General features: G+C 33.1%; 17 protein-coding genes. 1 reads left to right on the top strand and 16 read right to left on the bottom strand.

Translation table 11 applies throughout. The annotated features are described in order from the left end of the window. Nucleotides 1-145 precede the first annotated feature (145 nt). A complete protein-coding gene (locus tag FA046_RS08855; protein ID WP_136826018.1) occupies nucleotides 146-1,336 on the bottom strand; it encodes an ROK family protein in 1,191 nt (396 codons plus the stop codon). Nucleotides 1,337-1,748: 412 nt separating this feature from the next. Here FA046_RS08855 and FA046_RS08850 point away from each other — a divergent pair, with 412 nt between their 5' ends. Next, nucleotides 1,749-2,600: an N-acetylglucosamine kinase gene (locus FA046_RS08850; RefSeq protein WP_136826017.1), complete on the top strand. Its 852-nt coding sequence runs from the start codon at nucleotides 1,749-1,751 to the stop codon at nucleotides 2,598-2,600. A 110-nt stretch (nucleotides 2,601-2,710) separates the two neighbouring features. Here FA046_RS08850 and FA046_RS08845 read toward each other — a convergent pair whose 3' ends face one another. The 15 genes from FA046_RS08845 to FA046_RS08775 form a co-directional block, all read right to left on the bottom strand. Next, nucleotides 2,711-3,352, bottom strand: a complete 642-nt coding sequence (locus FA046_RS08845; protein ID WP_136826016.1) for a carbohydrate-binding family 9-like protein — start codon at nucleotides 3,350-3,352, stop codon at nucleotides 2,711-2,713. Nucleotide 3,353: 1 nt separating this feature from the next. Then, the gene (locus FA046_RS08840) at nucleotides 3,354-4,130 is read right to left on the bottom strand and encodes a 6-phosphogluconolactonase (RefSeq protein WP_136826015.1); all 777 of its coding nucleotides are present in this window, start codon (nucleotides 4,128-4,130) and stop codon (nucleotides 3,354-3,356) included. Nucleotides 4,131-4,139: 9 nt separating this feature from the next. Beyond that, nucleotides 4,140-5,348 carry an N-acetylglucosamine-6-phosphate deacetylase gene (nagA, locus tag FA046_RS08835; RefSeq protein WP_136826014.1) on the bottom strand — a complete coding sequence of 403 codons (1,209 nt, stop codon included), beginning with the start codon at nucleotides 5,346-5,348 and terminating at the stop codon, nucleotides 4,140-4,142. 10 nt (nucleotides 5,349-5,358) lie between these two features. Continuing rightward, on the bottom strand, nucleotides 5,359-6,687 hold the full coding sequence (locus tag FA046_RS08830) for a sugar MFS transporter (RefSeq protein WP_136826013.1): 1,329 nt from the start codon (nucleotides 6,685-6,687) through the stop codon (nucleotides 5,359-5,361). Nucleotides 6,688-6,704: 17 nt separating this feature from the next. After that, the gene (locus FA046_RS08825) at nucleotides 6,705-9,263 is read right to left on the bottom strand and encodes a family 20 glycosylhydrolase (RefSeq protein WP_136826012.1); all 2,559 of its coding nucleotides are present in this window, start codon (nucleotides 9,261-9,263) and stop codon (nucleotides 6,705-6,707) included. Nucleotide 9,264: 1 nt separating this feature from the next. Then, nucleotides 9,265-10,818 (bottom strand): beta-N-acetylhexosaminidase, encoded by a 1,554-nt coding sequence (locus FA046_RS08820; RefSeq protein ID WP_136826011.1) that lies wholly within the window; start codon nucleotides 10,816-10,818, stop codon nucleotides 9,265-9,267. A 34-nt stretch (nucleotides 10,819-10,852) separates the two neighbouring features. Then, nucleotides 10,853-12,292, bottom strand: coding sequence for a T9SS type A sorting domain-containing protein (locus FA046_RS08815; RefSeq protein WP_136826010.1), 1,440 nt, complete (start codon nucleotides 12,290-12,292; stop codon nucleotides 10,853-10,855). Between the two features lie 18 nt (nucleotides 12,293-12,310). Continuing rightward, a complete protein-coding gene (locus FA046_RS08810) occupies nucleotides 12,311-13,225 on the bottom strand; it encodes a hypothetical protein (protein ID WP_136826009.1) in 915 nt (304 codons plus the stop codon). Between the two features lie 44 nt (nucleotides 13,226-13,269). Continuing rightward, complete coding sequence (locus FA046_RS08805; protein ID WP_136826008.1) at nucleotides 13,270-14,832, bottom strand: right-handed parallel beta-helix repeat-containing protein; 1,563 nt, start codon at nucleotides 14,830-14,832, stop codon at nucleotides 13,270-13,272. Nucleotides 14,833-14,835: 3 nt separating this feature from the next. After that, nucleotides 14,836-16,323 carry a CBM96 family carbohydrate-binding protein gene (locus tag FA046_RS08800; protein WP_169303339.1) on the bottom strand — a complete coding sequence of 496 codons (1,488 nt, stop codon included), beginning with the start codon at nucleotides 16,321-16,323 and terminating at the stop codon, nucleotides 14,836-14,838. Between the two features lie 16 nt (nucleotides 16,324-16,339). Continuing rightward, the gene (locus FA046_RS08795) at nucleotides 16,340-17,767 is read right to left on the bottom strand and encodes a RagB/SusD family nutrient uptake outer membrane protein (RefSeq protein WP_136826006.1); all 1,428 of its coding nucleotides are present in this window, start codon (nucleotides 17,765-17,767) and stop codon (nucleotides 16,340-16,342) included. A gap of 5 nt (nucleotides 17,768-17,772) precedes the next feature. Next, nucleotides 17,773-20,874 carry a SusC/RagA family TonB-linked outer membrane protein gene (locus tag FA046_RS08790; RefSeq protein WP_136826005.1) on the bottom strand — a complete coding sequence of 1,034 codons (3,102 nt, stop codon included), beginning with the start codon at nucleotides 20,872-20,874 and terminating at the stop codon, nucleotides 17,773-17,775. A 331-nt stretch (nucleotides 20,875-21,205) separates the two neighbouring features. Then, entirely contained in the window at nucleotides 21,206-22,270 is a 1,065-nt protein-coding gene (locus FA046_RS08785; RefSeq protein ID WP_136826004.1) for a LacI family DNA-binding transcriptional regulator, read from the bottom strand. A 452-nt stretch (nucleotides 22,271-22,722) separates the two neighbouring features. Then, on the bottom strand, nucleotides 22,723-24,759 hold the full coding sequence (locus FA046_RS08780; protein WP_136826003.1) for a copper-translocating P-type ATPase: 2,037 nt from the start codon (nucleotides 24,757-24,759) through the stop codon (nucleotides 22,723-22,725). A gap of 278 nt (nucleotides 24,760-25,037) precedes the next feature. Beyond that, on the bottom strand, nucleotides 25,038-25,478 hold the full coding sequence (locus FA046_RS08775) for a DUF305 domain-containing protein (RefSeq protein ID WP_136826002.1): 441 nt from the start codon (nucleotides 25,476-25,478) through the stop codon (nucleotides 25,038-25,040). Nucleotides 25,479-25,654 lie beyond the last annotated feature (176 nt).

Raw genomic sequence — 25,654 nt, 5'->3', positions numbered from 1 at the left:
TTTTACCCTAAAGGACATTACATTATTCAATAATATGATGTTGGAAGACAAAAGAAGCTAGATACGCTTCAATCAAACAGAAAAAGAAAGAAAAAAAACCAGATTTAGCATGCCCACACTTTGTTTTGTTGGATAGAATGATTGGCTATTCTTTACCTTTGTTGAAATTTTCCATCACTAATATTGCAGCTCCAATTAGCTCTGCATCAAAACCAATTTCAGATATATATATTTGGGTTTCAACCGCCAACCGTGGAATGCAATACTTATTTAAAGCTTGCTGAATAGGCGCAAGAAGCAATCTCCCAACTTTAACTCCTCTTCCACTTAAAATGATAGCTTTAGGATTAATTATATGAATAAGAATAGATAAGCCTCTTCCTATTTTATAGGCAGCCTCAGAAAGAAGCTCTATCGCAAACTGATCTCCCTTATTTGCAACCTCCATTAAAGCATCTCCAATAGCTAATTTAGAAGTTTCAGAATTATATTGCAGGCTTGTTTTTCTGCCGGCTTCAATCCCATCAATTGCTTTCTCTGCAACAGCTAATAAAGAAGCTTCGGCCTCTAAACACCCTTGCTTACCACATGCACATAATACTCCTTCTTCAGAAATTGGAATATGACTAAATTCTCCTGCAAATCCACTATGCCCTCTAAAAAGTTGTCCGTTAAGAATCATTCCAAGACCAATTCCCCAGCTTAAATTAATAACCATTACATCTTTAATAGTCTTAGCAATCCCAAATTTTAATTCTGAAAGTGCAATTAAACTTGAGTCATTATCTATAAAAACGGGCAAATTTAATTCGTCAGAAATATGCTTAGTCAAGCTTTTTTTATCAGATTTTAAATAGGTATAATTAATGCCTTCATGAGTATTTACAAATCCAGGCATCCCAATTCCAATCCCAATAAGTTTATCTTTTTTTATCCCCGACTTATGAATGTAAGCTGATATTAAGGCGGTTAGTTCTTCTAAAGAATGTGGATTATTCTGCAACTTTAATCCAACAATTTCTATTGGCGTTACATAATTATTAAACATATCTACTATAACAATTCGAGTAGATAACTGATCCATAGCAACGGCTAAAATATTAATTTTAGCCTCCTTCATAGAATATGTTAATGGCCTTCTGCCTCCTGTAGATGCAGCATAGCCTTGTTCAATAACAAAACCTTTTTCAATAAGGTAATTGATTGCTTTGGTAACCAATGGAATACTTTTATCTATTTTTATGCTTAAATCTGCACAAGACAAAGATTTTCCATAGTAGAGTTGCTTAATTATTTCAAAATAAAGCGTTGAATTTTTTTTGTTTGCACTAAACATATAGGTGTCTATTAAAATATGTTTTTAGGTTAGTTAAAAGCTTTGTTCATTGGGTAGAAATAAATTATTTAAACTATGTATAATCAACAGAAATGATTGGCCTATTCATATTCTCATAATAAAAAATAGCCGTTTAAGCATTCACTAAGTTAAAAAGCATAACAATATAATTTTTTCATTTAAAAAACATATCATAATTATAATTTGCAGGTTAAAATTGCCTTTGAAAAATATTTTTTCTTTGCTATTTTAATTAAAACTGAGGTTGATTCCTTCAATAAAACTGAAATAAGGATTCATGAAAATCTTTTTAATTATTTATAAAAGTTTTAATTTCTTTTTCTATTTTTGATTCAAAGATACACTTTCTAAGTATTTTAATATTTAAAAGCAGTTTTAATTTTTGAAATTTATGATTCTTGTGGCTGATAGTGGCTCAACCAAGACAAGTTGGTGTTTAAAAAGCTCAAATAATAATGATATTTACTTTGATACAGAAGGATATAATCCTTATTATTTAGATAGCAGTTATATAGTCCAATCCATTACGTCCTCATTACCTAATCATATTCAGAAAGAACTCATATCAGAAGTTAATTTTTATGGGGCTGGTTGCAGCGAAGATAAAGTTGTTATTGTAGAAGAAGCGCTCAGAAATATTTTTCCCAAAGCAACTATTAGTGTCGAGTTAGATTTATTAGCGGCAGCAAGGTCAGTATTAGGCCATAGTTCTGGATTTGTTGGCATTTTGGGGACAGGAACAAATAGTTGCTTATATGATGGCAAAAAGATAACCCACCAAATAGATTCTCTTGGCTTTATCATTGGAGATGAAGGTAGTGGTGCTTATTTGGGGAAACAATTATTAATTGCCTATTCTAGAGGGTTTCTTCCCGAAGATTTAAAAAGAAGTTTTTGGAAAACCTATGAATTGACTCCAAGTGACATTATAAGTGAAATTTATACTTCAAGAATGCCTAATAGATTTTGTGCTGGCTTTTGCAAATTCATTAATAACCATGTTAATCATCCATTTATCATAGAGCTTGTAAAAGCTTCTTTTAGAGACTTTTTTAAAAATATTGTAACTTATTATCCTGATTACAGCAAGTATACTTTTAACTGCATAGGTTCAATAGCCTTTAATTTTTTACCCTTATTAAATGAGGTGGCTCAAGAATTTGATATGAAAATTGGCAATATTATAAAAAGCCCTATTGAAGGATTGGTTAAATACCATAATTTAACCGTAAAAGAAGATTAGAACATTTCTTTAAAAATTATAATCTTCTTTTATTACTTGCTTTAATTAGTATTCTTGTGATTGATATTTCAAATTAGTGCCACCCTTATATTAATAAAAACAGTTTATAATTAAGAAAACTCCATTAATGCAAAGTCTTCTTTTCTATGAAAATCTGGCTCTAAAGATTTAACCAAATTCCAAGTTAAATAATGAGGTTCGGGCATTTTAGTACCGCATTTATAAAAATTACCTCTTGCTTTCAAAGATTTAAATGAATTAAAATTATGAAAGCTAAAAACAGAAAGCGGAATTACAACTGTTATTTCCCAGTCAAATAATTTCACCGCATTTACTGCCGCTGCTTCTATTCTTGTAAAAGAGGATATAGTTTCTACTATACAGGAAGGCAATAAATACCTGTTTTTACGATTAAATCCATATCCTATTTTGCTCCAACCTAAACAATTAAATTCAAGATTATAGTAGTTTTCATCCTCTCCAAAAGCAATAAAAAATTCTACACAGCTATCATTATGTACATTCTGATTAGTAGTTGCATTTGCTAAAACATAGCCTTCTTCAATTTGATACTTAAGAAATATGGCATTTCCGTTATGGGCAATTGTATAATTTGCTTTAACCGAATTAGAAAATTGAGGCCATGGATTATGACCTATTTCTATCGGATGCAATTGATTTAGACATAAAGCAACATCATTTGATGAAGGAATACCAGCTATTTCTATAAATGGAATTTGCAGTTTTTCCATATTATATGGTTTGATTATCTAGCAAACTGCTGCTATGCGCATCTAGAAATAAAATGGCTTCATTTTGCCTTCGCAAGATGGTAGCAGGAAATTGTTCTTTTATTTCTTGAGTAATGGTATCCTTAACAGCGTTTGCTTTTGAAAAACCTGGCACCATACAGCAAATGTAAGTAGCCCCAACTAAAACAGGTATTGTTAACGTTAAGGCATGAGTTGGCACTTCTGATAAGCTGATAAAGCATCCATCGTTAACTTGTTGTTGCCTGCAAATTTCATCAAGCTCAACAATTTTCACTTTTTGCTGATCATTAAAGTCGGCCACCGGAGGATCATTAAAAGCCAAATGTCCATTCTCTCCAATACCCATAAATACAATATCAGCAGGGTGTTTTTCCAGTAGGCTACTATACCTATTACATTCCAAATCTGCATCTTTAGCATTGCCATTTAGGTAATTCACAGATAGAAATGGTAATGAATCAAAAATTCTTTGTTTAAGAAAATTACCAAAACCTTGTGGAGCTGCAATATCCAAATTGATATATTCATCCATATGAAATGCATTTATTTTATCCCAGCCAATACCTTGCTTTGTTTTCAAACTATCAAGAAATTCATTTTGAGATGGCGCCGCCGCAAAAACGATATTAATTTCTTCTTTGTGCGCTAATAACCTACGGATAATTGCTGCCGCAATTTCGGCAGCAGCTTCCCCCATTTCTTTTCGGTCTTTATAAACTTTTACTGTTAATTCTTGAACTTTAAATTCTTGTATCATCTACTATTTTTATGAATAAAATATGCTTGATAAGTCTTTAGCCTTGTACACAACATTGCCTTTAACTATAGTGGTGTCTATATTTATTTGATTATCAAAAATTACGATATCTGCATCTTTTCCTTTTATGAGTGACCCTTTCTTATCTTGTATTTTTAGGATGGAGGCAGGTGTTTCACTAATCATTCTAACGGCATCTTGAAGCGGGATATCTGCAAGATTCACCATGTTACGCACCAAACTGTTTGCGGTAGCAACACTACCAGCAAATGCAGAGCGATCTGGTAGTTTAGCAACACCATTTTCAACCAAAACTTTAATCCCATCTTTAAGACTACCCAAAATACTATCGCCTTCAGGCATACCTGATGCTCTCATGGCGTCGGTTATTAAGGCAATTCTATCTGGACCTTTAATTTTGTATACTAGTTTCAATAAAGATGGAGGCAAATGAACGCCATCGGCAATTATTTCTACTGTCATTGCGTCTATTAAGTAGGCACTTTCTATAACTCCTGCATATCTGTAAGCATTTCTTCTTGATACGCCTGACATACATGAATAAAAATGAGTAGCATGTGTAAAGCCTTTTTCATAGGCTTCTAACACTTCTTCATAAATAGCATCTGTATGAGCAATGGCTGGCAAAATATTCTTACTCATTAAATATTCACCAAACGCTAAAGCTCCGGGTAATTCAGGAGCTGCACTCCATCTTTTTATGGAGGATGATGCAGACAATATTTCTTTGTATTCTTTAGGATCAGGATTACGGATATAACGAGGATCTTGAGCTCCTTTTTGTGTCATTGAAAAATAAGGCCCTTCTATATGTAATCCTATAAATTGGGCACCAACATCATTCAATCCATCAGCTTCATCATATAAAGCCAAAGTATCTAGCAAATCCTGCTTTTCGCAGCTTAAAGTGGTTGGCATTAATGCTGTTGTACCATAAGAAGCATGTGCTTTAGCTATTCCAAGAAAAGCATCTAAGGTATTGTCCATAAAATCATGCCCTCCACCACCATGCACATGCATATCTATAAATCCAGGAGCAATGTATTTTCCTTGAGCATTTATTTCTAGCGCCCCAGCCACTTGCCTATTTTTATCAGTTACTTCTAAAATTTTTCCGTCACCAATAATAATACATCCATTTTTAATGGTACGGTGTGGCGTGATAATAGTACCGTTGTATATTTTTATATAATTCATAAGTTTTTTGTTAATTCTTAAAACTCCAGGTTTTTAATCTATAGCCACGAAAAGCATAAAAAATTAGATAGCCATAACATGGCAACAATATCCAATATCCTTCTCTCAAACTATGATTATCGGCTAAATGACCATAAATTAAAGGCATTATGGCATTACCACATAAACCCATTATAAGTAGCGAAGCACCCGTTTTTATAAAGCGACCTAAGTTATCAAGTGCAAGAGGCCATACGCCAGCCCAAATCATGGAGTTGGCAAACCCTAAAAGCACCACAAACCATACGGAAACATCTGTTTTGTGGCCAAGGATATTGACTTCGCCATGGGTGTATATTACCATGCAGCTTAGGAAAGCCCCAAGTACAGTACAAATTTTTAATGCGGTAAGCTGAGACAGGAATTTTGGTATAAAAGTAATGCCCAATAAATAACCTACAATAGTTGCTGTAAGCGTATAAGATGGAAATACTTTTGCTTCTAAAAAGGGCATTCCATTGCTTGATGCATAATTGATAATACTATCAACAGCAATTACTTGTGAACCTACATGAAAGAAAATAGCTATTGCACCTAAAATAAGGTGAGGAAAATCTAGAATGCTTTTTTTATTTGAATTGGAAGCAGATACTTCTTCACTTTCTGTTTCTGTATCTATTTCTGGCAAAGGAGAATATCTAACAAAAAAACCAAGTGCGGTTAAGGCCAAAGCTACAACTGCATAAGGAATTACTACTCTTTTTATAAGTTCATCAAGTGCAATTTCCTTTGCTAAACCTTGTAATTGCCCTATTTCTTTAAACAAGTCATTATCTGTAGATCTTAAAATTACTGCGGCAAATAATAATGGCGCAATAATTCCGGCTAACTTATTACATATCCCCATGATACTGAAGCGTTGCGCTGCCCTATTTTTTGCTCCCAGTATGGTGATGTAAGGATTAGCTGCCGTTTGTAATATTGCAAGGCCCATTCCTATAGTGAATAAACCGGTAAGAAAAACACCATAAGTTCTTGTTAAACCGGCCGGAACAAATATCATTGCACCAACGGCCATTACCCAAAAGCCAATCATCATTCCCTTTTTAAATCCTACTTTTTTAAGTAGTTGAGCTGCCGGCAGTGACATCACCAAATAGGCAATGTAAAAAGCGAATGTTACCAAATAAGATTGGAAATTATTTAGCTCGCAAGCAATTTTAAAGTAAGGAATTAGAATAGCGTTTATCCAGGTTACAAAGCCAAAAATAAAAAACAGCAAGCCTATAATTAATATAGATATTGTTGTGTCTTTCTTACTTAATGATGATACCTGAACTCCTATTTGCTTTTCTTTCATTTATCTTTTTACTACAACTATTGAACTTTTGAAACAGCACTTCCTCTTCCTTCATTATTAAAAGTTCTGAAAACAAGATTTTTATTGGCTTTAAGAGGAGTCTCATAAATCAAACTCTTTAGGGTAGGTATACTTCCATCTGTTGTGTACCTGATTACTAAACCTGGCAATTGCACATTAGCGCTAATGATACCATCTAAATTATTTATCCCAGGCGTTGGAATACGATAATTAAAGCCTCCAGCATAATAATCTAACCTTTTAAGTTCTCTTTTACCAAGAAGATTAAAAAATCCAGCTAATTCTTTATTGTACGTTTGCGCAGCCTTTACAGAATCTGTTTCTTCTGCCCAAGCAGGACTTTTAGCCCAAGCCTGTTCAGCCAAACTCAATAATCTTGGCAGTAATAAATACTCCATTTGATCTGCATTTTTAATCGTTTCTGACCATAACAATCCCTGTATTCCAACAATATTATCTTTTCCATAATCTGTTAGTCTTTCAGCACTTAATAATGTTTTTTGGCTTAATGGTCTGCCTAAATAATTATTTCGTTGGTTTTTCAAATAATCAAAAGGAATAAAGCTGTATGGTTTATCTAATTCTGTAAATCCTCCCCAATAAAAACCTTTCTCGTTAAAATTTTTATGATACGCCAAGTCAAAATAAAAATTGGTTACAAAAGACAGGATAACTTTATAACCAGAATTTGCCAGCCTATAGGCCAAATCTTCATTACCCAAAAGGTTATTCCATACATTTACATGGAAATTACGTTGGCTAAAAGTAGGATTTGGAAGCCATCTCTTTTTTCCGTCAAGCATTGTTTTACGCAGTGCAACTTCTTCCCAACCTGATAAGTAAAGCCCTCTTTCCTTCAACATTACATCCAACTTATCGAAAAAATAAAACCACAAATCTTGAGTTTCTTTAATACCTTTTTCATTAGTTTTTAAACTGACATAAGAAGGAGATTTTTCCCAAACGCCATTAGGAACTTCATCTCCACCAAAATGAATGGTCTTTAAAGAAACGCCTGCTTCTTTGTAAATGGCAATTACTTCATCTGTAACCAATTCCAAAAAACTATAGACCGAAGGCATGGAAACATCCATCACATTATCATCCCATTTTTGTACAGAGCGGTAAACAGACTCATCATTAAAATCATGTAAAAGGTATTTTTTAGCTTCTTCTGTTTTGCCTTCCTTTAAAAATCGGCCATAACGAGCATCCATAGCTTTTATGGCCGATCTTGCATGTCCTGGAGTTTCAATTTCTGGAATAACTTGAATATGCCTTGCTGCGGCGTAACGTAAAATTTCTATAAAATCGGCTTTGCTGTAGTACCCACTACCTGATGATTTATTTTCTAAAGGACCTGAACCATAAGAAGGAGGAAGTGTGGGATTTTCTCCCTCATTTAAATGAGCTCTTTTGCTTGATACTTCTGTGAGTTCTGGTAAAGCTGGTATTTCTATTCGCCAACCTTCATCATCATTTAAATGGAAATGCAAAGTATTTAATTTGTAGAGAGCCATTAAATCCAAAATTTTGAGAATTTGAGCTTTTGGCTGAAAATTTCTGGCCACATCAAGCATAACTGCCCGATATCCAAATCTTGGATAATCTTCTACATCCACACATGGAATTTCAATTGTACTATTATTCTTCTTTGAATAAACAGAAGGGTTAATTAACGTTTTTAAAGATTGTATAGCATAAAAAACACCTGCGGTGGTACCTGCTTCTATTGAAATACCAGTTGAAGAAACATTCAATTTATATGCTTCGCCTGTAAGGTTATCTTTCTTTAAATTTATTGCGAATTTTATATCTCCAACTGCTTTTTTTAAGATTAATTCTCTACCTGTTAACTCAAAAAGAGTAGAACCAAGTAACATTGCCTCTTTTTCAAATTCTTCATCATAAACAATATTTGTTTTTGAATTAATAATAAAAAGACCTTGTAATTCTTTATAAACAGACGGTGAGGGAAAAATTTTAGTCAATTTAGATTCTGGAATATCAATAATCATTTTATTCTGATCATATAACATCTCAGGCGTAGTTTCTTTATCGCCACCAAACCTGTAAAATTTTCTTTGATCTAGTGGAGGTAATATTTTAACCTGATTAACCAGTTCTATATTTTTTTCTGGATTATCCCACACCACATAAAAACCTTGTGGCGCATCTGATTGATTAACCAACCAAGAATTAGAGATTATTTCAAAGCGAATACTCTCCCCTGGTTTTAAAAAAGTAAAGTTTTTAGCTGGGCTGATAAAAAAAAGATCACCATTTAAATGTTTTACATTTAACTTATCTCCTTCTGTTTTAGGCGTTATTATTCTAACAAAATTGAAATATAGTTTCCATCCGTTTGCAGGTAAAACAGTATTTCCATTATTTGTTATTTCAAAAACAGAAAGTGCCTGTTCTTTTCCAAGATAATTGTTTTCTATAGGTTGCCAACTGATACTTAATTGTGAGTTATTAGTAACTCTTTTATTTTGGCAAATCCCACTGTTTACAACGAACAATAAAATTAAAGCACTTATTAAAGATTTCATATTAATTGGAGTTTTTATTACCCGACAATCTTTTGTACAGTAAATTTATTTTGCTGTTTCTTAACTCATTCTCTTGCTCTAGCTCTGCTTTATAAAGCGCACTTTTATTAAGCTTAATGAATTTTTTGTCGATTTTTTTGGTGTTTAATGCTTTTAAAGAATGAAGAACCTCTGGAATCATATCCTGAGTAAAAGAAGGCGAGTTAGTTTTCATCTCCAGCAACATATAGGTTAGGTATTGTGTCCTTATATCAGCCATTAATCTATAATGTTCAAATTCAGCCTTATTACTAAGTGGCTTTAGCTCCTTTAAAACTTTAGCACTTGTTTTTGCACTATCTAAAAGCTGATTTATATTTACAGATGGATTACTAATTTTTCCCTGATTAATTTCATAAGGAGCTGCTTTTAAAGCATTCCAAAAAACACTTGACTGTGTTTTGTTAAAACCGTATTTTTTTTGACTATAGCGTGAAACAAAATCTGCTGTTGCTAAAGGTTTAGAAGATTTTAAGCTCTCAAAATAGGCTTCTATAAGCATATTGAAGCCTGTTATTGGATAAACTCTTCTAATTGCATATAAATCAACAATGTCTTTAGTAGTTTCAAAAACGGGAGAATAAAGACCAGAAGTAGACCATGAAGTCATTACAATTCCTTTATATCCTAAATCCCTAGCAGTTGGAATGAAACTCTGAATATTTTGGAAGTGTTTTTCCCATTGGCTGAGAAAATAATTGTCTGGATGACTTCTAATTGATGGAGATCCCCAAATATTAAAACCACTCTCCATCAATTTTTTATGATCACCAAACATATTAATGTCCCAACCATAATTCCAATCAATAAAAATGGTTTCTTTAGGTAAAAGCGTTAATACTTCGGGGTATTTTAAGGCTATATCTGCCCATAAAACCGGCTTTTTACCTAAACCTATAACAATATCACAAAGTAATTTAATATAATCCCCATAAAGACGACCTTTGCCTACTTTTAACACTTTCTGCTTAGATTCTTCTGAATGCCCTAATAAATAGGTTTCATCACCTCCAATATGTATATATTCTGACGTGTGAGTAGAAATTAAATCTTTATATAAATCAGTAAATAGCTCTTTATTTAAGCTCTCTTTTAACGGATTTACTTGTGAATAATCTTTTTGATCTTCTCTTAAATCTTTATAGCGATAATGCCTAAGAATATACTCTACATGCCCAAAGCTTTGCTGTAAAGGAATAACATCAATATTTAAAGAATTGCAATAAGATATAAAAGACTTGATCTCTTCCCTTGAATAAGCAAACCTATTAGGAATTAAAGGTTGATTTTTGAAAGGATATGTTCCTTCCCACTCCATTACCAAAGTATTAATACCATTCTGACTAAGCTTTAAAGCGAAATCTTTAAGGGCTGGCATTTTCATTACCTGAATTCTAAGATCAAGATGAAAGCCTCTAATCTTTATTGGATCTTCTACTACTAAATCTTGCGCTTTCAGGCTATTTACAACAAACAGCAATAAGAATATTGTTCTTATAAAATATTTATACCTCATTTATAATTGTTATTACGTTATTAAAGTTTAGTGTTTAATAAATAAACTTCATACTTTTTGTTGCTCCGTTTCTAGTTACAAATGCTAAATAAATTCCTTCTTTTAAGTTTGAGCTGTCATAATCAAATGTATTTATACCAACATTAAGGCTTAAACTTCTATCTAGCACCTTTTTGCCTGATAAGTCCATAATTACAATTTTCCCAATTTCTTCTTTTTCAGATGAAACTGATAAGTTAAGCTTTCCATCTAATTTTAAAATGCTAAAAACCTCATTACCTGTAATAGTTACATATCTAACATCACTATCAGAAGATTTGCCGTCAACATCCATTTGTTTTAACATATAATAATTTGTTCCGGCAAGTGGATTAAAATCTGTAAATGAATAGTAATTTAATTTTTGGCTAGTTCCATTCCCGCTAACACGACCTATTTTTGTGAAATCAGCGCTCTTTCCTGTAGCTCTCATAATGTCAAAATAAGCATTATCTTTCTCTGAAGCGGTTGTCCAACTCAACAAAGCTGACATCTCATTTGATTTTACGTTAAAAGAACTTAAACTTATTGGAAGAGTACTTTGACTAATATATTTCATAGAAATATTACCAATAGTTGCTGGTAAAAGTGTGCCTGTAGTACTTCTTGAAGCTTGCATCATAGCACTGTTAAGAAGTTGCCCAATTGCCAGTTCTCCAGTTGCCGGAAAATTCACTAAAGAAGCTGATCCTGTGATTCTGGCGCTATTTACCCATATATTAAAAGTTCCTGAAGGGAGGGTATATTCAACAGCATTACGAGTATAAATTTGACTATTTGCAGAGTTATTAGCATACAACTCTACAGCATATGTACCTCCAGTTTTTGTAAACGTACTGCTATTAATTGTTGTAAAAGCTGTGCCACCAGTATTACGATAAGATAAGGTTATCCCATTCGTAGCACTCAAATCCCACCTTAAAAAATTAAAAATACCTGCAGTGGTAGAACTGCCTAAAGAAGTGCCGTTATTAAATATATTATCTCCTTCTGTACTAGTAGCGCTGTTTCCAAAAACGTAAATCAGAGCTCCGGTAGTTGCATCAGTATTATTAAAAGACAAATTAAAAAAAGTACTGGTTACAGCAGATAAACTTGCAACATTATAAATAGAAAATTTATTTCCTGCCGCAGCATTACTAGCCGTTATTGTTAAAGATGCAGGACTAGAACCTACACTAAAACCACCGCCACCAGTAGCTGCCGTATATACCCTTGCAAACCCCGACGCTGGATAAGACAAGAAACCAGGCGTAGATTGTGAAGATACAGAAGACTTTGAAGAAGCTCCGGCGGTATATGTTGTTCCACTTCCTGTACCTGCATTAAAATCATAATTAAAAGGTAAATTACTTTCACCTGTCCATGTTCCTTGAGCCATTACATTATTAATGGTGAATAAAAGGATGATAATTGATAAGTATTTAGTTTTCATATAAAAAGCTTTAAAATATTATTTAATAGAATTAACCTGAAGATTTGATAACGTGACAGATAAAGCATTTGGAAACGGTGCTTTACTGTGATAGCCTTGAAATAAGAAACTATTAATTAAAGACTCAGGTGCTAATTCACCTGATGAAGAGAAAGCCGATCCAGTATTGTTAGATAATAATTTCCCATTAACCCATATATTAAATGTTGAGGGTTGAATAGAGTAAGTTTGACCTCCTCTGATATATTTCTTCTCAATAGTAGCATTATTGGAGTATAATTCTACCTGATGCTGCCCGGTTTTAGTAAAAGAACTATTATTAATACCCTTATAGCCATACGAACCATCTACAAGTGTACGATAAGATAAAAAGACGGAATTGTTTGTACTAAATTCCCATCTTAACCCGGCAAATATACCTGAAGCATCTGCTCCGGTTAATGTAACGGCATTTTTAAAAATATTATTTCCTCTAACACTTCCTAGCGCCATCACTATAGATCCATTTGTTGGATTGTTTTCATTAAATGACATAGAAAAAAACATACTGGATACTGCCGACGCTTTTGCAATGTCATAAACAGTAAATTTATTAGCTCCGCCAGCTACAGAAGCATCTAATATTAATGTTGCATTATCTTCTTTACGTTCTATTTTAAACGCTCCGCCAGCTGCTGCTGCCGATGAAACCATTGCAAATCCTGAAGAAGGATAAGGAAGAAAACCTGGAGTAGATGTAGATGAAATAGAGGTTACTGCCGTTTCCTTACTTTCAAATTTATCACCGGCATCACCGGTTTTTTTTAAAAGACTATAATTCCAATAATTCTCCTTGCCTTCCCATACTCCTGCATCTGTCCAATAATTTTTTTGAGCATTTACGGTTGTAAACAACAATAAAAGTACTCCTGTAATAGTAAAATTTCTTTTCATGTTTTTTTTTATTAATGGGTACGTTACCTTTTTTTATTAAAAAATTAATTTATTTGATTAGCTCCTAAAGAAATGTTTTGGCTATTGAATGAATTTCCAAAGAAATCTTTCAAGCCAAGATTTGGAAGCCAATAATTACCTTCCATTTGCAATATGTTAATCCCTTTGCCTTTAACTGGGCTTAAAGCATTAATCTTAAATCCATTTGTGAAATTTTTTCCAATTTTATAATTCAATGGATCTAAAAGCATCGGGTTTGCAACAATTGATTTTACATCGTTAATCACAAATGGATCATATCCGAAATAAGAATTACTATTAAAGATAGCGGTCATCCCTCCTGATTTTATATAAAGCTCTCCTTCTCCTGCATGATAGAAGATGTTATTATAAAATTTAGCTGTATTAAGAGCTTCATCTACCACCACAACTGTTTCATGACTTTTGCCTAATACTATTGTGTTATTATGAAAAATTCCGGTTCCTCTAATATGGTTTGCCCAAACTGGAAAATCAAAAATATGTAATCCTTTAATCCCATCGTTTACGCTAATATTATTACGAACAATTGCGTCTTCGGATGTACTGGTGATAAGTACAAAACCACCTTCATTATCATGAGAATAGTTGTTTTGAATAATTGTTCGGTAAGCGTCTTCATCAGCATCAAAAGCTTGCCCGTCTTTACCGCCCCTGGTATTATAAACTTCATTATATTGAAAAGTTGCCTCATCTGTACTTCTACACCATAACGCCACGCCATATTTAACCAAATCTTCTGAAGCATTATGGTTTTCCCAAACTTCATTGTATTCTATTAAAGGTTGGTATGCATACCTAACTATTACTCCATCACCTGCACAATGGTGAATTTTATTTCTCCTGATCACAAAATTGGTAATTGGCCTATTACCTTTTACTGCTGCTTTTCCGTCTGTAAGGTTAGAGTAAATACCTACTCTTGTTACGTTTGCTATTTCACAATCTTCAATAAGTATATCATCAAATTTTGTTGCTGCGTTACCTATAATTCCAATTCCACCAGTATTCTTTCCTTGCATTTCAAAAGAATAATCACCCATTATATCATGGATGTAGAGGTTTTTAAGATGAAAGTGTTTCCTTTCTTTACCGTTATCTTTTATCAATACCCCTAATCTTTTCCCAATAGAAGTGGCATTATTAGTAATTTCTAAGTGATGTAGTTCCCAATAATCTACATCTTCTAATTTCACAACTTGCTCCACCAAACCTTTGCCATCCAATAATGGCTTAGTATTTCCTCCATAGCTTGAAACCACAATAGGATAGCCAGATGAACCAGAGCCTTTAGCTATTAATTGTCCGTTCCATATCCCTCCAGATTTTAAAAGGATAGAATCTCCGGGGGTAAACAAATAATTATTTACTTTATTTAATGTTTTCCAAGCTTTACTCGTCGTTTTTCCTGAATAAGAGTCGTTCCCGTTTTCTGAATCCACATAAAAATTACTTCCTTTTCTATTATTGTTTTGTGCTACTGTTTCAGCACTTTTTTTGCATGATGTTGTAGAATAAACCGTTAAATTAAACATGCAAACAAGAAACAATACTGTTTTCTTTTTCATAAATTATTGAATATTAAAATTAAGTTTTAAAGAGCCTGCATAATAACCACCATTCTGATCTTTAGCTTCTAATTCTAACTCATCAGCTGTACCTGTTCCAGCATATAAATATTTTATTGCACCTTTATCTAAATCTGTTTGTGAGAAACTTGAATTTAAAGACAATGGAATTCCATATTTCACTAAAAACCCATTAGAAGGTATTTTAGTGATATTGTAAGTGATATTTTTATCATCTGTTCCCCCCATTTTTAGCTGATTACCATTTAAAACAGTAATTCCCGTTACGCCATTTGCGTTAACTGTATTTAGATTAATAATTGTTAGAATAGATTTTGGCGGGCTGGTTATGGTTAAATAAGATTTGTATTTGCCTGATGAAAACTCTCTTGGATAAATCTTAACAAAATTATCAGTGTTATGATTCATTAAAACGTTGATAAAGCTTTTACTATTTCCATAAAGTTGGTTTACCGTAGAAGTAACATCTACAGAAACCCAACCTGAAAACGAAGCTTTTAAAGAAGTATTTCCAATACTTACCCTATCATAAGTCGGAGCGGTTGTAAAAGTAACTAAGGCTTCATTAAAATCAACATCGCTTCCTTTATAAACAGATAAAGTAGACGCTATACCCGTAAAATAAACGTAAAAATTAAGCTTAGCCAAACCTATTTTATTTCCAAAAGACGGCACTTGCAATGGGAACTGAAATAATCCCATTCTATCGACAGAAACGTCTTTACCATTAGAATTTTTCATATCAATACTTGTGGTATTATTAAAATTCTTGTCCCTATTAGCAGTTCCATTTTGTATAAATAAATCTTTACTTACATAAGAGGTGTCCGTTTTTTCTCCCACAGTACCAGATGGTGCATCAGGTACTGCATCAATTAATTTGTAAAATGTAAACTGGTCTGTAACATGGGCAATTCCGTTACTAAATTCAAGGTTCTGAGTTCTTATTATCGCAGAGGGAGAACTTAAATCTGATGATTTATTAGCGGTTAAAACATATTCATCAGAAGAAGTATTGCTTCTTGTAAAATAGATAAAACTCCCATTAATAGTCTCAAATTTCTTGGTTTCATTTAAAGCTAAATCAAAAGAATGTAAACGTCCCTTAAAAATATTATCAGACAAAATATTTTTTAATACTACTGGTGGAATATCAGATATTGTTTTGTAACCAAGGCTATTTACCATTATTGTTACAGCCTGATCAGATAAAAACAATAGTGTGTAATCGCCAGGTTGATCAAAAAACTCCATTAATCCGGCATGTTTTATCGCTTCAGCATATAGGCTAAGTTTCGTTAAATCATTTGAATGATCTACTGAAAGAAAATCTGAAATAGTCATATTCTTTAGATCCTTTCCAGCATTTACGGCTTCTAATTGCGCATTCTTTAAAAGCTCTAATTTACCGCAGCTCATATTTAGTAAAAGGAATGCTGCAACAATAATACTTCTGTAAACTAATTTCATGTACATAGCTTTATATTTATTGATAATATGAATTTTGTTTTAATAAAGGATTCAGCCTGATTTCATTCAGATATATAGGCCACAAATAATTTTGAGGATCACTAAGACCATTAATTGGTTGCATAACTTCTATTGCTTTTCCTGTTCTTACTAAATCAAACCATCTTTTACCTTCAAAACATAACTCTTTTGAGCGTTCATCTAAGATTAAATTCTCGATTTGATTTTCTGTAAGTGTATTATAATAGGCAGGTAGTAAAGCAACTTCTCCAGCTCTTACTTTCATCTGGTTAACGATAGCGATAGCTTCAGGAACACGTTTTTTCTTATTTAACGCTTCGGCTCTTAGCAGTAGAATATCTGAAAGTCTGTAAATGATTACATTCTTATCATCCATTTGGCTTCTATTAAAATTTGTTTTCTCAAAAAACTTATTTATTGCCCTCCTATCATCAAATGCAATTTTTGCTCTTAAATCATTAGGAGAAAATTTTGTCATTAATTGTTCACTAACTTGAAATGCAGGTTGAAAACCTAAATCGCCATATACCTGTATGTAAAATGATCTCTTACCTCTTTCAGAAAAATTATAATCTATTTCAAAAATACTTTCAGAAGAAATTCCCGTAGTAAACATTTTAGCATAAGAAGTATTGTCTAAAACGGAAGCATCAGTCAAAGATGTTAAACTATAATTTGCGGTATTGGTTATAATTTTTTGCGAGGATACAATTGCCTTATCATATTGGTGTCTCCACATGTAAAGATCAGTGTAAATCGCATTAACTCCCCCTAATGTAAATTGCGCCTTTGTATAAATTGATGGAGAATAAGTTGCTACTAAACGATTTGATGCTGAATCTAAATCAGACTCGATTTGAATATAAACTTGGGAAGTATCGGATCTTGGGATATAATAATCATCTGTTGCATCTTTTAAAGGCTCTGTTACCAAGGGTAAATCGCCCCATAAGCGTGTCATATTAAAATAGCAAAGGGCTCTTAATGCATAAGCTTGTCCGGTTACTTGATTATACTCTGAAAGCTTATTGCTGTAAATACCATTATCTTTCATGATTTTAGTATTCTTAATTACCAAATTAGCTTGATTAACAACAGCATACAATTGATTCCAATTTGATATTCTTAAACTGGAATTAACATTATTTGTTAAAAGATTTAGAGATTCGGTGTTTAATGAAATAAGATTTAAAGCAATATTATCAGCTCTAGCTTCTCCGTAATAAACACCCTCTGGACCTAAAGCAGATTGTAATAATGTATAAGCCCCGTTTAATGCCGCAGTAGCCTGCGAAGTCTCTTTCCAAAAATTAGCATTAGAATATTCGGTAGTAGGATTAAATTCCAAAGCTTTTTTACAAGCACTAAAACCTAACACCAAAAGCAATGAAAGTAGGCCGTTTATGGTTCTGTTAAACTTCATTTTATTTACAGTTTAATGTTTAATGAAAAGTTGTATGATTTTGATCTTGGAAATGACCCCCTATCTACTCCTGCAGCTAATGAATTGGCAGAAGAACTTACTTCTGGATCATAACCGGTGTAAGCACCCCAAGTAAATAAATTTGACGCACTTAAGCCTATTGTAGCTCCAGTTAATTTAAGACGGGATACTAAGCCTACAGGTAATTTGTAATTTAAAGCTATATTTTGCAATCTTATAAAAGATGCGTCTTCTACAAACCTGCTTGATACAGCATTATTTAGCATAGGATCTGTTTTAACAAGAATAGGAATATCAGTAATGTCTCCTTGTTTTCTCCATCTTCTAAGTTGATCTGTTGAAAAGTTTTGATCTATTGGTGAAGAGTCTAAATTTCTTTTTAATTCATTAAAAACATCTGCACCAAAGCTATAAGTGAATAATGCATTTAAACTAAAGTTTTTGTACGTAACCTCATTCTGAAATCCTCCAATAAAATCAGGATTCGGATTACCAATTATTTGTAAATCATCATCATTAATAATTCCATCTCCGTTTAAATCTTCCCATATTACATCTCCTCCTTTATAAACCTTTCCATTTGCCGAACCTTGTTTGTAAGGTAAAACCTCGCCAGTAGTTTCATTTTTAATAAATATATTATCTTCATCTCTTGAGTATATTCCCAAAGCTTTAAGCCCATAAAACACACCAACTGGCTGCCCTACTCTAGCCATATTATATATATTTGGTCTATAATCTTGATTTCCTGGGAGTTCAAGAATTTTATTCTTGTTTAGTGCAAGAGTAAAAGTGGAAACCCATTTAAAAGGAGCAACTATATTAACAGTATTTAAAGTAAACTCCAGCCCATTATTTTGTAAAGAGCCAAAATTACCCGGAACTGTGCTAACACCTGTTGACTCCGGAACAGTTACATCAAATAGTAGGTCAGTTGTTTTCTTGTGATAAGCATCAGCTGTAAATAAAACACGATCTTTTAAAAATGAAACATCTAAACCAATATTACCTTGCTGTGTATTTTCCCATTTTAAAGATCCGTTAGGAACTCCATTAAGAATAATAGCTGATTGACCTAGATAAGTTCCGTTACTATTGAATCCTCCTTGTGCAGAATAGTTACCAATAGATTGATTTCCTGTAACTCCAAAGCTTCCCCTTAATTTACCCTCCGTAAATAAGTTTAATTTTTTAATCCACTCCTCTTCTGTAAACCTCCAACCTCCAGAAACAGAAGGAAAATAGCCATATTTATTATCTGGACCAAAACGAGATGAGCCATCTTGCCTCATCACCAATGAAATCAGGTATTTTCCTTTATAATCATAATTTGCTCTGGTAAAAAAAGACAATAATGAGTGCTCTGCAATACTTTGATTGTAATAAGAAAGTACAGAAGAAGCCCCTATTGTAGTAATCTGAGCATCTGCCAAGCCTGTTCCTTCAAGTTCAATAGCATTGTTATTATATTTTTGATAGGATTGCCCTAAAAGAAAGTTGAAATTGTGGCTTTTATTAAGCGTTAGCTTGTATGTCAACAAATTCTCGTTAATATATGAACCTGAATTGGTGTTTTGTAAAGATGTACGACTTAATTGTCCTTGTGGCAAAAGACTTAATGGAGTGAAATTTGTCATCTCACCTACCTCATAGTCAATACCAAAACTTGTTGTAAACCTTAAATTTTTAGTAAGCCAAATTTTAAAATCTTGATTTCCAAAAACCCGAGATCTTTTTATCCCATTAGCCGCTAATTGAGCAATTGCTAAAGGATTAGGTTTACTTCCCTCAAATAATGGAATAATATTACCCGTTAAAGGATCATAAGGATTATATACCGGCATTGTACTTAATGCTTGATAAACTACACTTTGACCACTAAGTCCAGAAAGAATACGAGTATAATCTGTAGTTGATAAATTGAAAGCAGAACTCCCTGAAATGCTTTTATTAAAAGTATAATAAACCTTAGCTGTAGCAGTACCTTGTTTATATTTGGTTTCTCTAATAATTGGATCTAAATTTTTATACCCGGCACTTAAATAGTAATTTATAGTATTATCCTTTGATCCTCCACTAATATTAACATCAGCTTTATACTGTAAAGCTTGTCTGTACATGATGTCATGCCAATCAATTGATTTAGAATAATAGGGATGAAGAGAATCTATTACTGACACTTTTGTTGTCATTTGACCCGTACTATTATAAATAGCATCTATATAGGCGCTTCTCCATTGTGGCGCATTTAATATACCAACTGTTCTTCCTAGCTCCGTCATACTCGTATTAGCTGAGAATGCCAAAACTGGTTTTTTAAGATTTTTACCTGTTTTTGTAGTAATAATAATTACCCCGTTGGAAGCCCTAGACCCATAAATGGACGCTGTTCCATCTTTAAGAACCTCTACCGATTCAATATCAGAAGGATTTATATCTGCAAGTGGACTAAAAGTAGACGCATCATTTACTCTCCCTCCAGAATATATCTCTGTGTTAATTGGAACTCCATCTACTATATACAATGGTTGACTGCTACCATTTACAGAAGAAGCACCTCTAATTCTAACGGTAGCTCCAGCACCAGGCTCCCCTGAATTAGACGTAATTTGCAAGCCAGCTATTTTACCTTGTAAACTTGTATTAATATCACCCAAAGGATGAGTTTCCATTTGATCTCCAGAAACAGACCCTATAGCTCCAGTTACCTCTCTCTTTTTTTGAGTACCATAACCCACAACTACAGTAACTTCACTTAATTTTATAAGATCCTGACTTAATTTTACCTCAATATCTGTTTGACCAGTAATATTAACAGAAGTTTTTTTAAACCCTAGATAATTAAAAACCAATACAGGATTTTTACCCTCAATCTGAATTCTAAATTTCCCATCCTTATCTGTCATTACTCCTTTACCAGTTGACAAAAGAGAAACAGACACACCAGGAAGCAACTCACCTGTCAATTCGTCCACAACTTTTCCATTAACAATACCTGAAGAAACGTTTTGAGCCTTCAAGTTAAAAGAAAATGTTGTTACCAATATTAAAGAAAGCAGTACAATTAGTCTCTTTTTAATCATCATATTATATCTGTTTTATTTTAAATATTAAATTCTATTAAACATAAACGGTAACGTAACCGCTTTAAATCAAAAAAAACGAAGTATCAAAATTGATTACTTCTCTGTCTATTTTAACGGTTACGTAACCGAAAGTAAATATCTTTTTTTTATAAACCAAATATTTTTTGAGTTTTTATATTATAACTAGATTTATCTATCAAAAAACCAGATAAACCATGTTTTTTTTTACAAAGAAAAGAATATGTTATAACAAACTAGACCTAACGCCAATATAAAAACCTTAAATCACAACAAAATACCATAAAAATCATTAAATTATCACTAAATAACTCTAGTTTTTATAGAATTTATAATTTTCTTTGGTAATAATATCAATTGGCATATAATTTTGCTTGTCAACAGCTGAGGAATTAACAAGAAAATTATATAGAGCCATAATACCTTTGTACCCCTGTTCTTGTGGTTTCTGACAAATCAAAAAGTCGATTACATTTTTTTTTAGATAATTGATATTTTCTTCTAAAAAATCATAGCCAATTAATTTAATATGGCTTTGTCCAGTTTCTTCTAAATATCTAGCTACTGAAGAAACCCTAGAATTAGTTACAAAAATAATATCAATAGAAGTTTGAGTTAGTACTTCGGCAATTTTTTGCTTAACAGAAAGATAATCTGTTTCCTTTATATCAATTTTTATCAAATCATTCTCCTTATGATTTACATTAAAATACGCCCTAAATCCTTCTTCTTTTCTAAGCAAGTGATGGTGAGGATCTATTTCTTTAGAAATATTTACTAAAAGTATTTTTTGCTTTTCACTAATCAAATAACTAATAAGATGCCCTGCTAAATAACCACTTTGATATAGATTAGGACCTATATAACATAAACTATTTTGTTCATCTATATCAGAATTGATAAAAACATACGGAATATTTTTAATGTAGCACTTTTGGATAAATGAGATTGATTCCTCTTCAAACATTGGAGCTAAAATTACACCCTGATAGTCCTTTTCTAGAATTTTGACAGCTTCTGTACTAAACGTAAGTTTATTATTTTGATCAAAAAAATAGATATCTACAATAATCCCATAATCCTTTATTTCACTTGCAGCATTTTTAACACCTTCTAAAGGGGCTTTCCAATAATCTGTCTCTTCTGATACCTTTGGTATTAGCACCGCAAATTTTAATGTTTTATTTGAGGCAAGTCTACGAGCCATTATATTTGGCTTGTAATCTAATTCTTTAATAATTCCTAGAATTTTTTCTTTCGTTTTAGCAGAAACGCCTTTTCGATTATTTAAAACACGATCTACTGTTGCAATAGCCACCTCTGCCCTTCTGGCTATTTCTTTAACTCCTACAAGCTCAGTCTCAATATTTTTTTTCATCGAAATAAAGTTATAAAAAGAATTTACATCCTCTTTTAGATTTTTTTACGCAATAAGCAGTTTGAAACATATTTGATTTCTAAAAGGCAGCATTTCTTGGTAAGACTAAAAACAAAAAACCCGAAAATATTTAAGATTTTCGGGTTTTTAAACTATTTTGACTGTTGTCAGTCGGGATGGCAGGATTTGTATCCTTATCTCTAAATATCTTTATTTCAGCTCGTTAAAGCTTCAATCCAAATACGGGTAACCTTTTGGTTCTCATCCTATTTGTTGTTCCAAAGATACTATTAATGATCCCATTTAACAATACATTTAATAACTATTCATTACCAAAGAGATGCTGAGATGATCTTTTAATCACTTTATTTATTACTTGAATCTACCTTCTACAAAATTATGATCACCGCGACCTGTACATAAAAAATGTACTCGGTAATTATTCAATTATGTCATGCTTTTTTACTAATTTTTCTTTTCAATAACTGTGCATTAATAGCCACTATAATTGTGCTTAAACTCATGAATACTGCTCCTATCGCAGGGCCTAAAACAAACCCTGAAGAATAAAGTGCTCCTGCTGCAAGCGGAATGGCGATTATGTTGTAGCCAGTTGCCCAAATCAAATTCTGAATCATTTTTTGATAGGTCGCTTTTCCGAAAAGAATTAGGTTTGCAATGTCCTGCGGGTTGCTATTTACTAAAATAATATCTGCTGTTTCGGCAGCTACATCTGTTCCGGAGCCCACAGCAATTCCAACATTAGCCTGCGCCAATGCTGGAGCATCATTAACGCCGTCACCAGTCATCGCAACAAACTCTCCTTTGCTTTGTAGTTCTTTTACAATCTCCACTTTTTTGTGAGGAAGCACTTCTGCAAAATATCCATCTAATCCAAGCTTATCGCTAACAGCCTTTGCGGTTTTTTCATTGTCGCCAGTTGCCATCAAGACTTTAATATTATTCTTTTTAAATATTTTAATTGCTTCCGCAGATTCAGGTCTGATTTCATCTGCCAAGGCAATATATCCGGCAAGCTTTCCCTCAACTAAAACAAATACAACCGTTTCTGCGGCATCACTAAAAGCATCTTCTGGAATGCTGATTTTCTCGTCTCTTAAATATCCTGGGCTTACCACTTTTATATCTTTCCCTTCCACGCTGGCCTCAACCCCTTTACCAGTAATTGCGTTAAATTTTTGAAGTTGTGGTATGGTAATTTTTTCATCTTTAACTTTCTTTAAAATCCCCACAGCAATAGGGTGCTCAGAGCTTTGCTCTAAAGCACTGGCTAAACGAAGGATTTCTTGATCAGAATAGCTCTTATCCACAGATTGTATTCGTGTTACCCCAAAATCTCCTTTTGTAAGTGTTCCGGTTTTATCAAACAACAACACGGAAATTTTACGTGACTCTTCAAACGCAGTTCTATTGCGTATCAATAAACCGTTTTGTGCAGATACTGCGGTAGAGATTGCGACTACCAAAGGTATAGCCAAGCCTAAGGCGTGAGGACAGGCAATAACCATAACCGTAACCATTCGTTCTAAAGCATACACAAAAGGGAAACCTAATATCAGCCAGACAGCTAGTGTACCAAAACCTACAACTAAGGCAACATACGTAAGCCATTTTGCAGCCCGGTCTGAAAGATTCTGCATTTTGGATTTGGTTTTTTGAGCATCTTCCACCATTTTGATTACCTTATTAAGGTAACTGTCTTTACCAGTGTGTTCTACCTTGACCCTTAATACGCCGTTACCGTTAATCGACCCGCCAATTACTTTTTCATTGAGCTCTTTCTTTACTGGTTTTGATTCGCCCGTAAGCATAGACTCGTTTAAGTAGCTACTCCCTTCAGTAATGATACCATCAGCTGGCACTTTTTCACCGGGCTTTACCAAGATGATATCATCTTTCATTAAATCTTCCAACTTAATATCTTCTACACTTTCTCCCTTTACTCGGTGTGCTTCCGCAGGCATCATACTCACTAACAGTTGCAACGCTTTTGAAGCGCCCAGCACACTTTTCATTTCTATCCAATGACCTAAAAGCATAATCGCAATCAGCGTGGCCAGTTCCCAAAAGAAATCTACTCCGGGCAAACCGAAAACCGTTGCCGAACTATAAAAATAGGCGACACTAATAGCCATGGCAATTAAGGTCATCATCCCCGGCGAAGCTTTTTTAACTTCAGACCATAAACCTTTTAAAAAAGGCCAGCCACCATAAAAATATAAGATGCTGGATAGACCAAAAAGAAAGTAGGGATTGCCCGGAAGCAAAAACTTATAATTGAAAAAATCCTGTATCATTGGCGAAATCAACAGGATTGGTCCTGTAAGAACCAAAGTCAGCCAGAATCGTTTTTTAAAGTCTGCAATCATCATTTTGTGATGATCATGACCAGCCATTCCCATTGGGATGGCATCATGATCCATTTTGGAATGATCCATTTTACTGTGATCCATATTGGAGTGATCCATTGTTTATTTGATTATGAATACTATTTTCTATAGTGTTAAAATTAAAGATCTTTAAGGTTTAATATTTTTAGTGCATTATTATTGGTCACCGTCCACTTTATCCATTCCAATGGAAAAAGCACTTTCATTAAATAAAAATCCTGTTTTCAAAGATGATTTAAATTAGATGAAAAATAATAACACATATCACTTTTAAAAGTGATATGTGTTATTATAATTAATGTCTATTAAGTTTGCTTTAACTTTTTTTTCGTTCTTACCGTTAATCTAAAGTCAATTTATTTCATCCTTGCCAGTATGGCTTTCATCTCCGCAATTTCTTTCTTTTGTGCTTTAATGATATCATCCGCCAATTTCCTTACTTCTGGGTCTTTAATATTGGCGTTTTGACTGGTCATTATAGCCGATGAATGGTGAGGTATCATGGCTTTCATATACTGTTCATCTCCAACAGTCGTTTGGGTTCTTAAAGCTGTAAGCACTACTCCGAAAACCACTATACTTCCTATAATAATGGCTTTATTCATCTTCTTATTCGGATACATTTCACCCATCATCAAAAGCATAATAATAGCCATTGGGCTTACCATTAAGAGAGCCATATAAATACGGTTAAGGCTGATATAAAAATGATTGATATCCACAATGTTGATGAACATGATAAAGTACATCACTATAAATGAAATACCCATGGTTAAGGCAAATTTTCGGTAGCCCATGCCTTTTTTTCTGTGTTTGAATGATTATTCTCCATGATTTTATACTTTATGTTTGATAATATATTTAATAAATAATTCTTAAACCCGCTCCCCAACCGTAATCACCATCCTAGTTACCAGAAACACCAAATTTTACCTAAAATGTAAGTGGTGTTTAAACGGTATTCTTTATCGGT

This window comes from Pedobacter cryophilus (assembly GCF_005116455.1).
GTDB classification, from domain to species: domain Bacteria; phylum Bacteroidota; class Bacteroidia; order Sphingobacteriales; family Sphingobacteriaceae; genus Pseudopedobacter; species Pseudopedobacter cryophilum.
The sequence above is the reverse complement of the archived record's forward strand: the minus strand, read 5'-3'. Positions and strand labels throughout refer to the sequence as shown.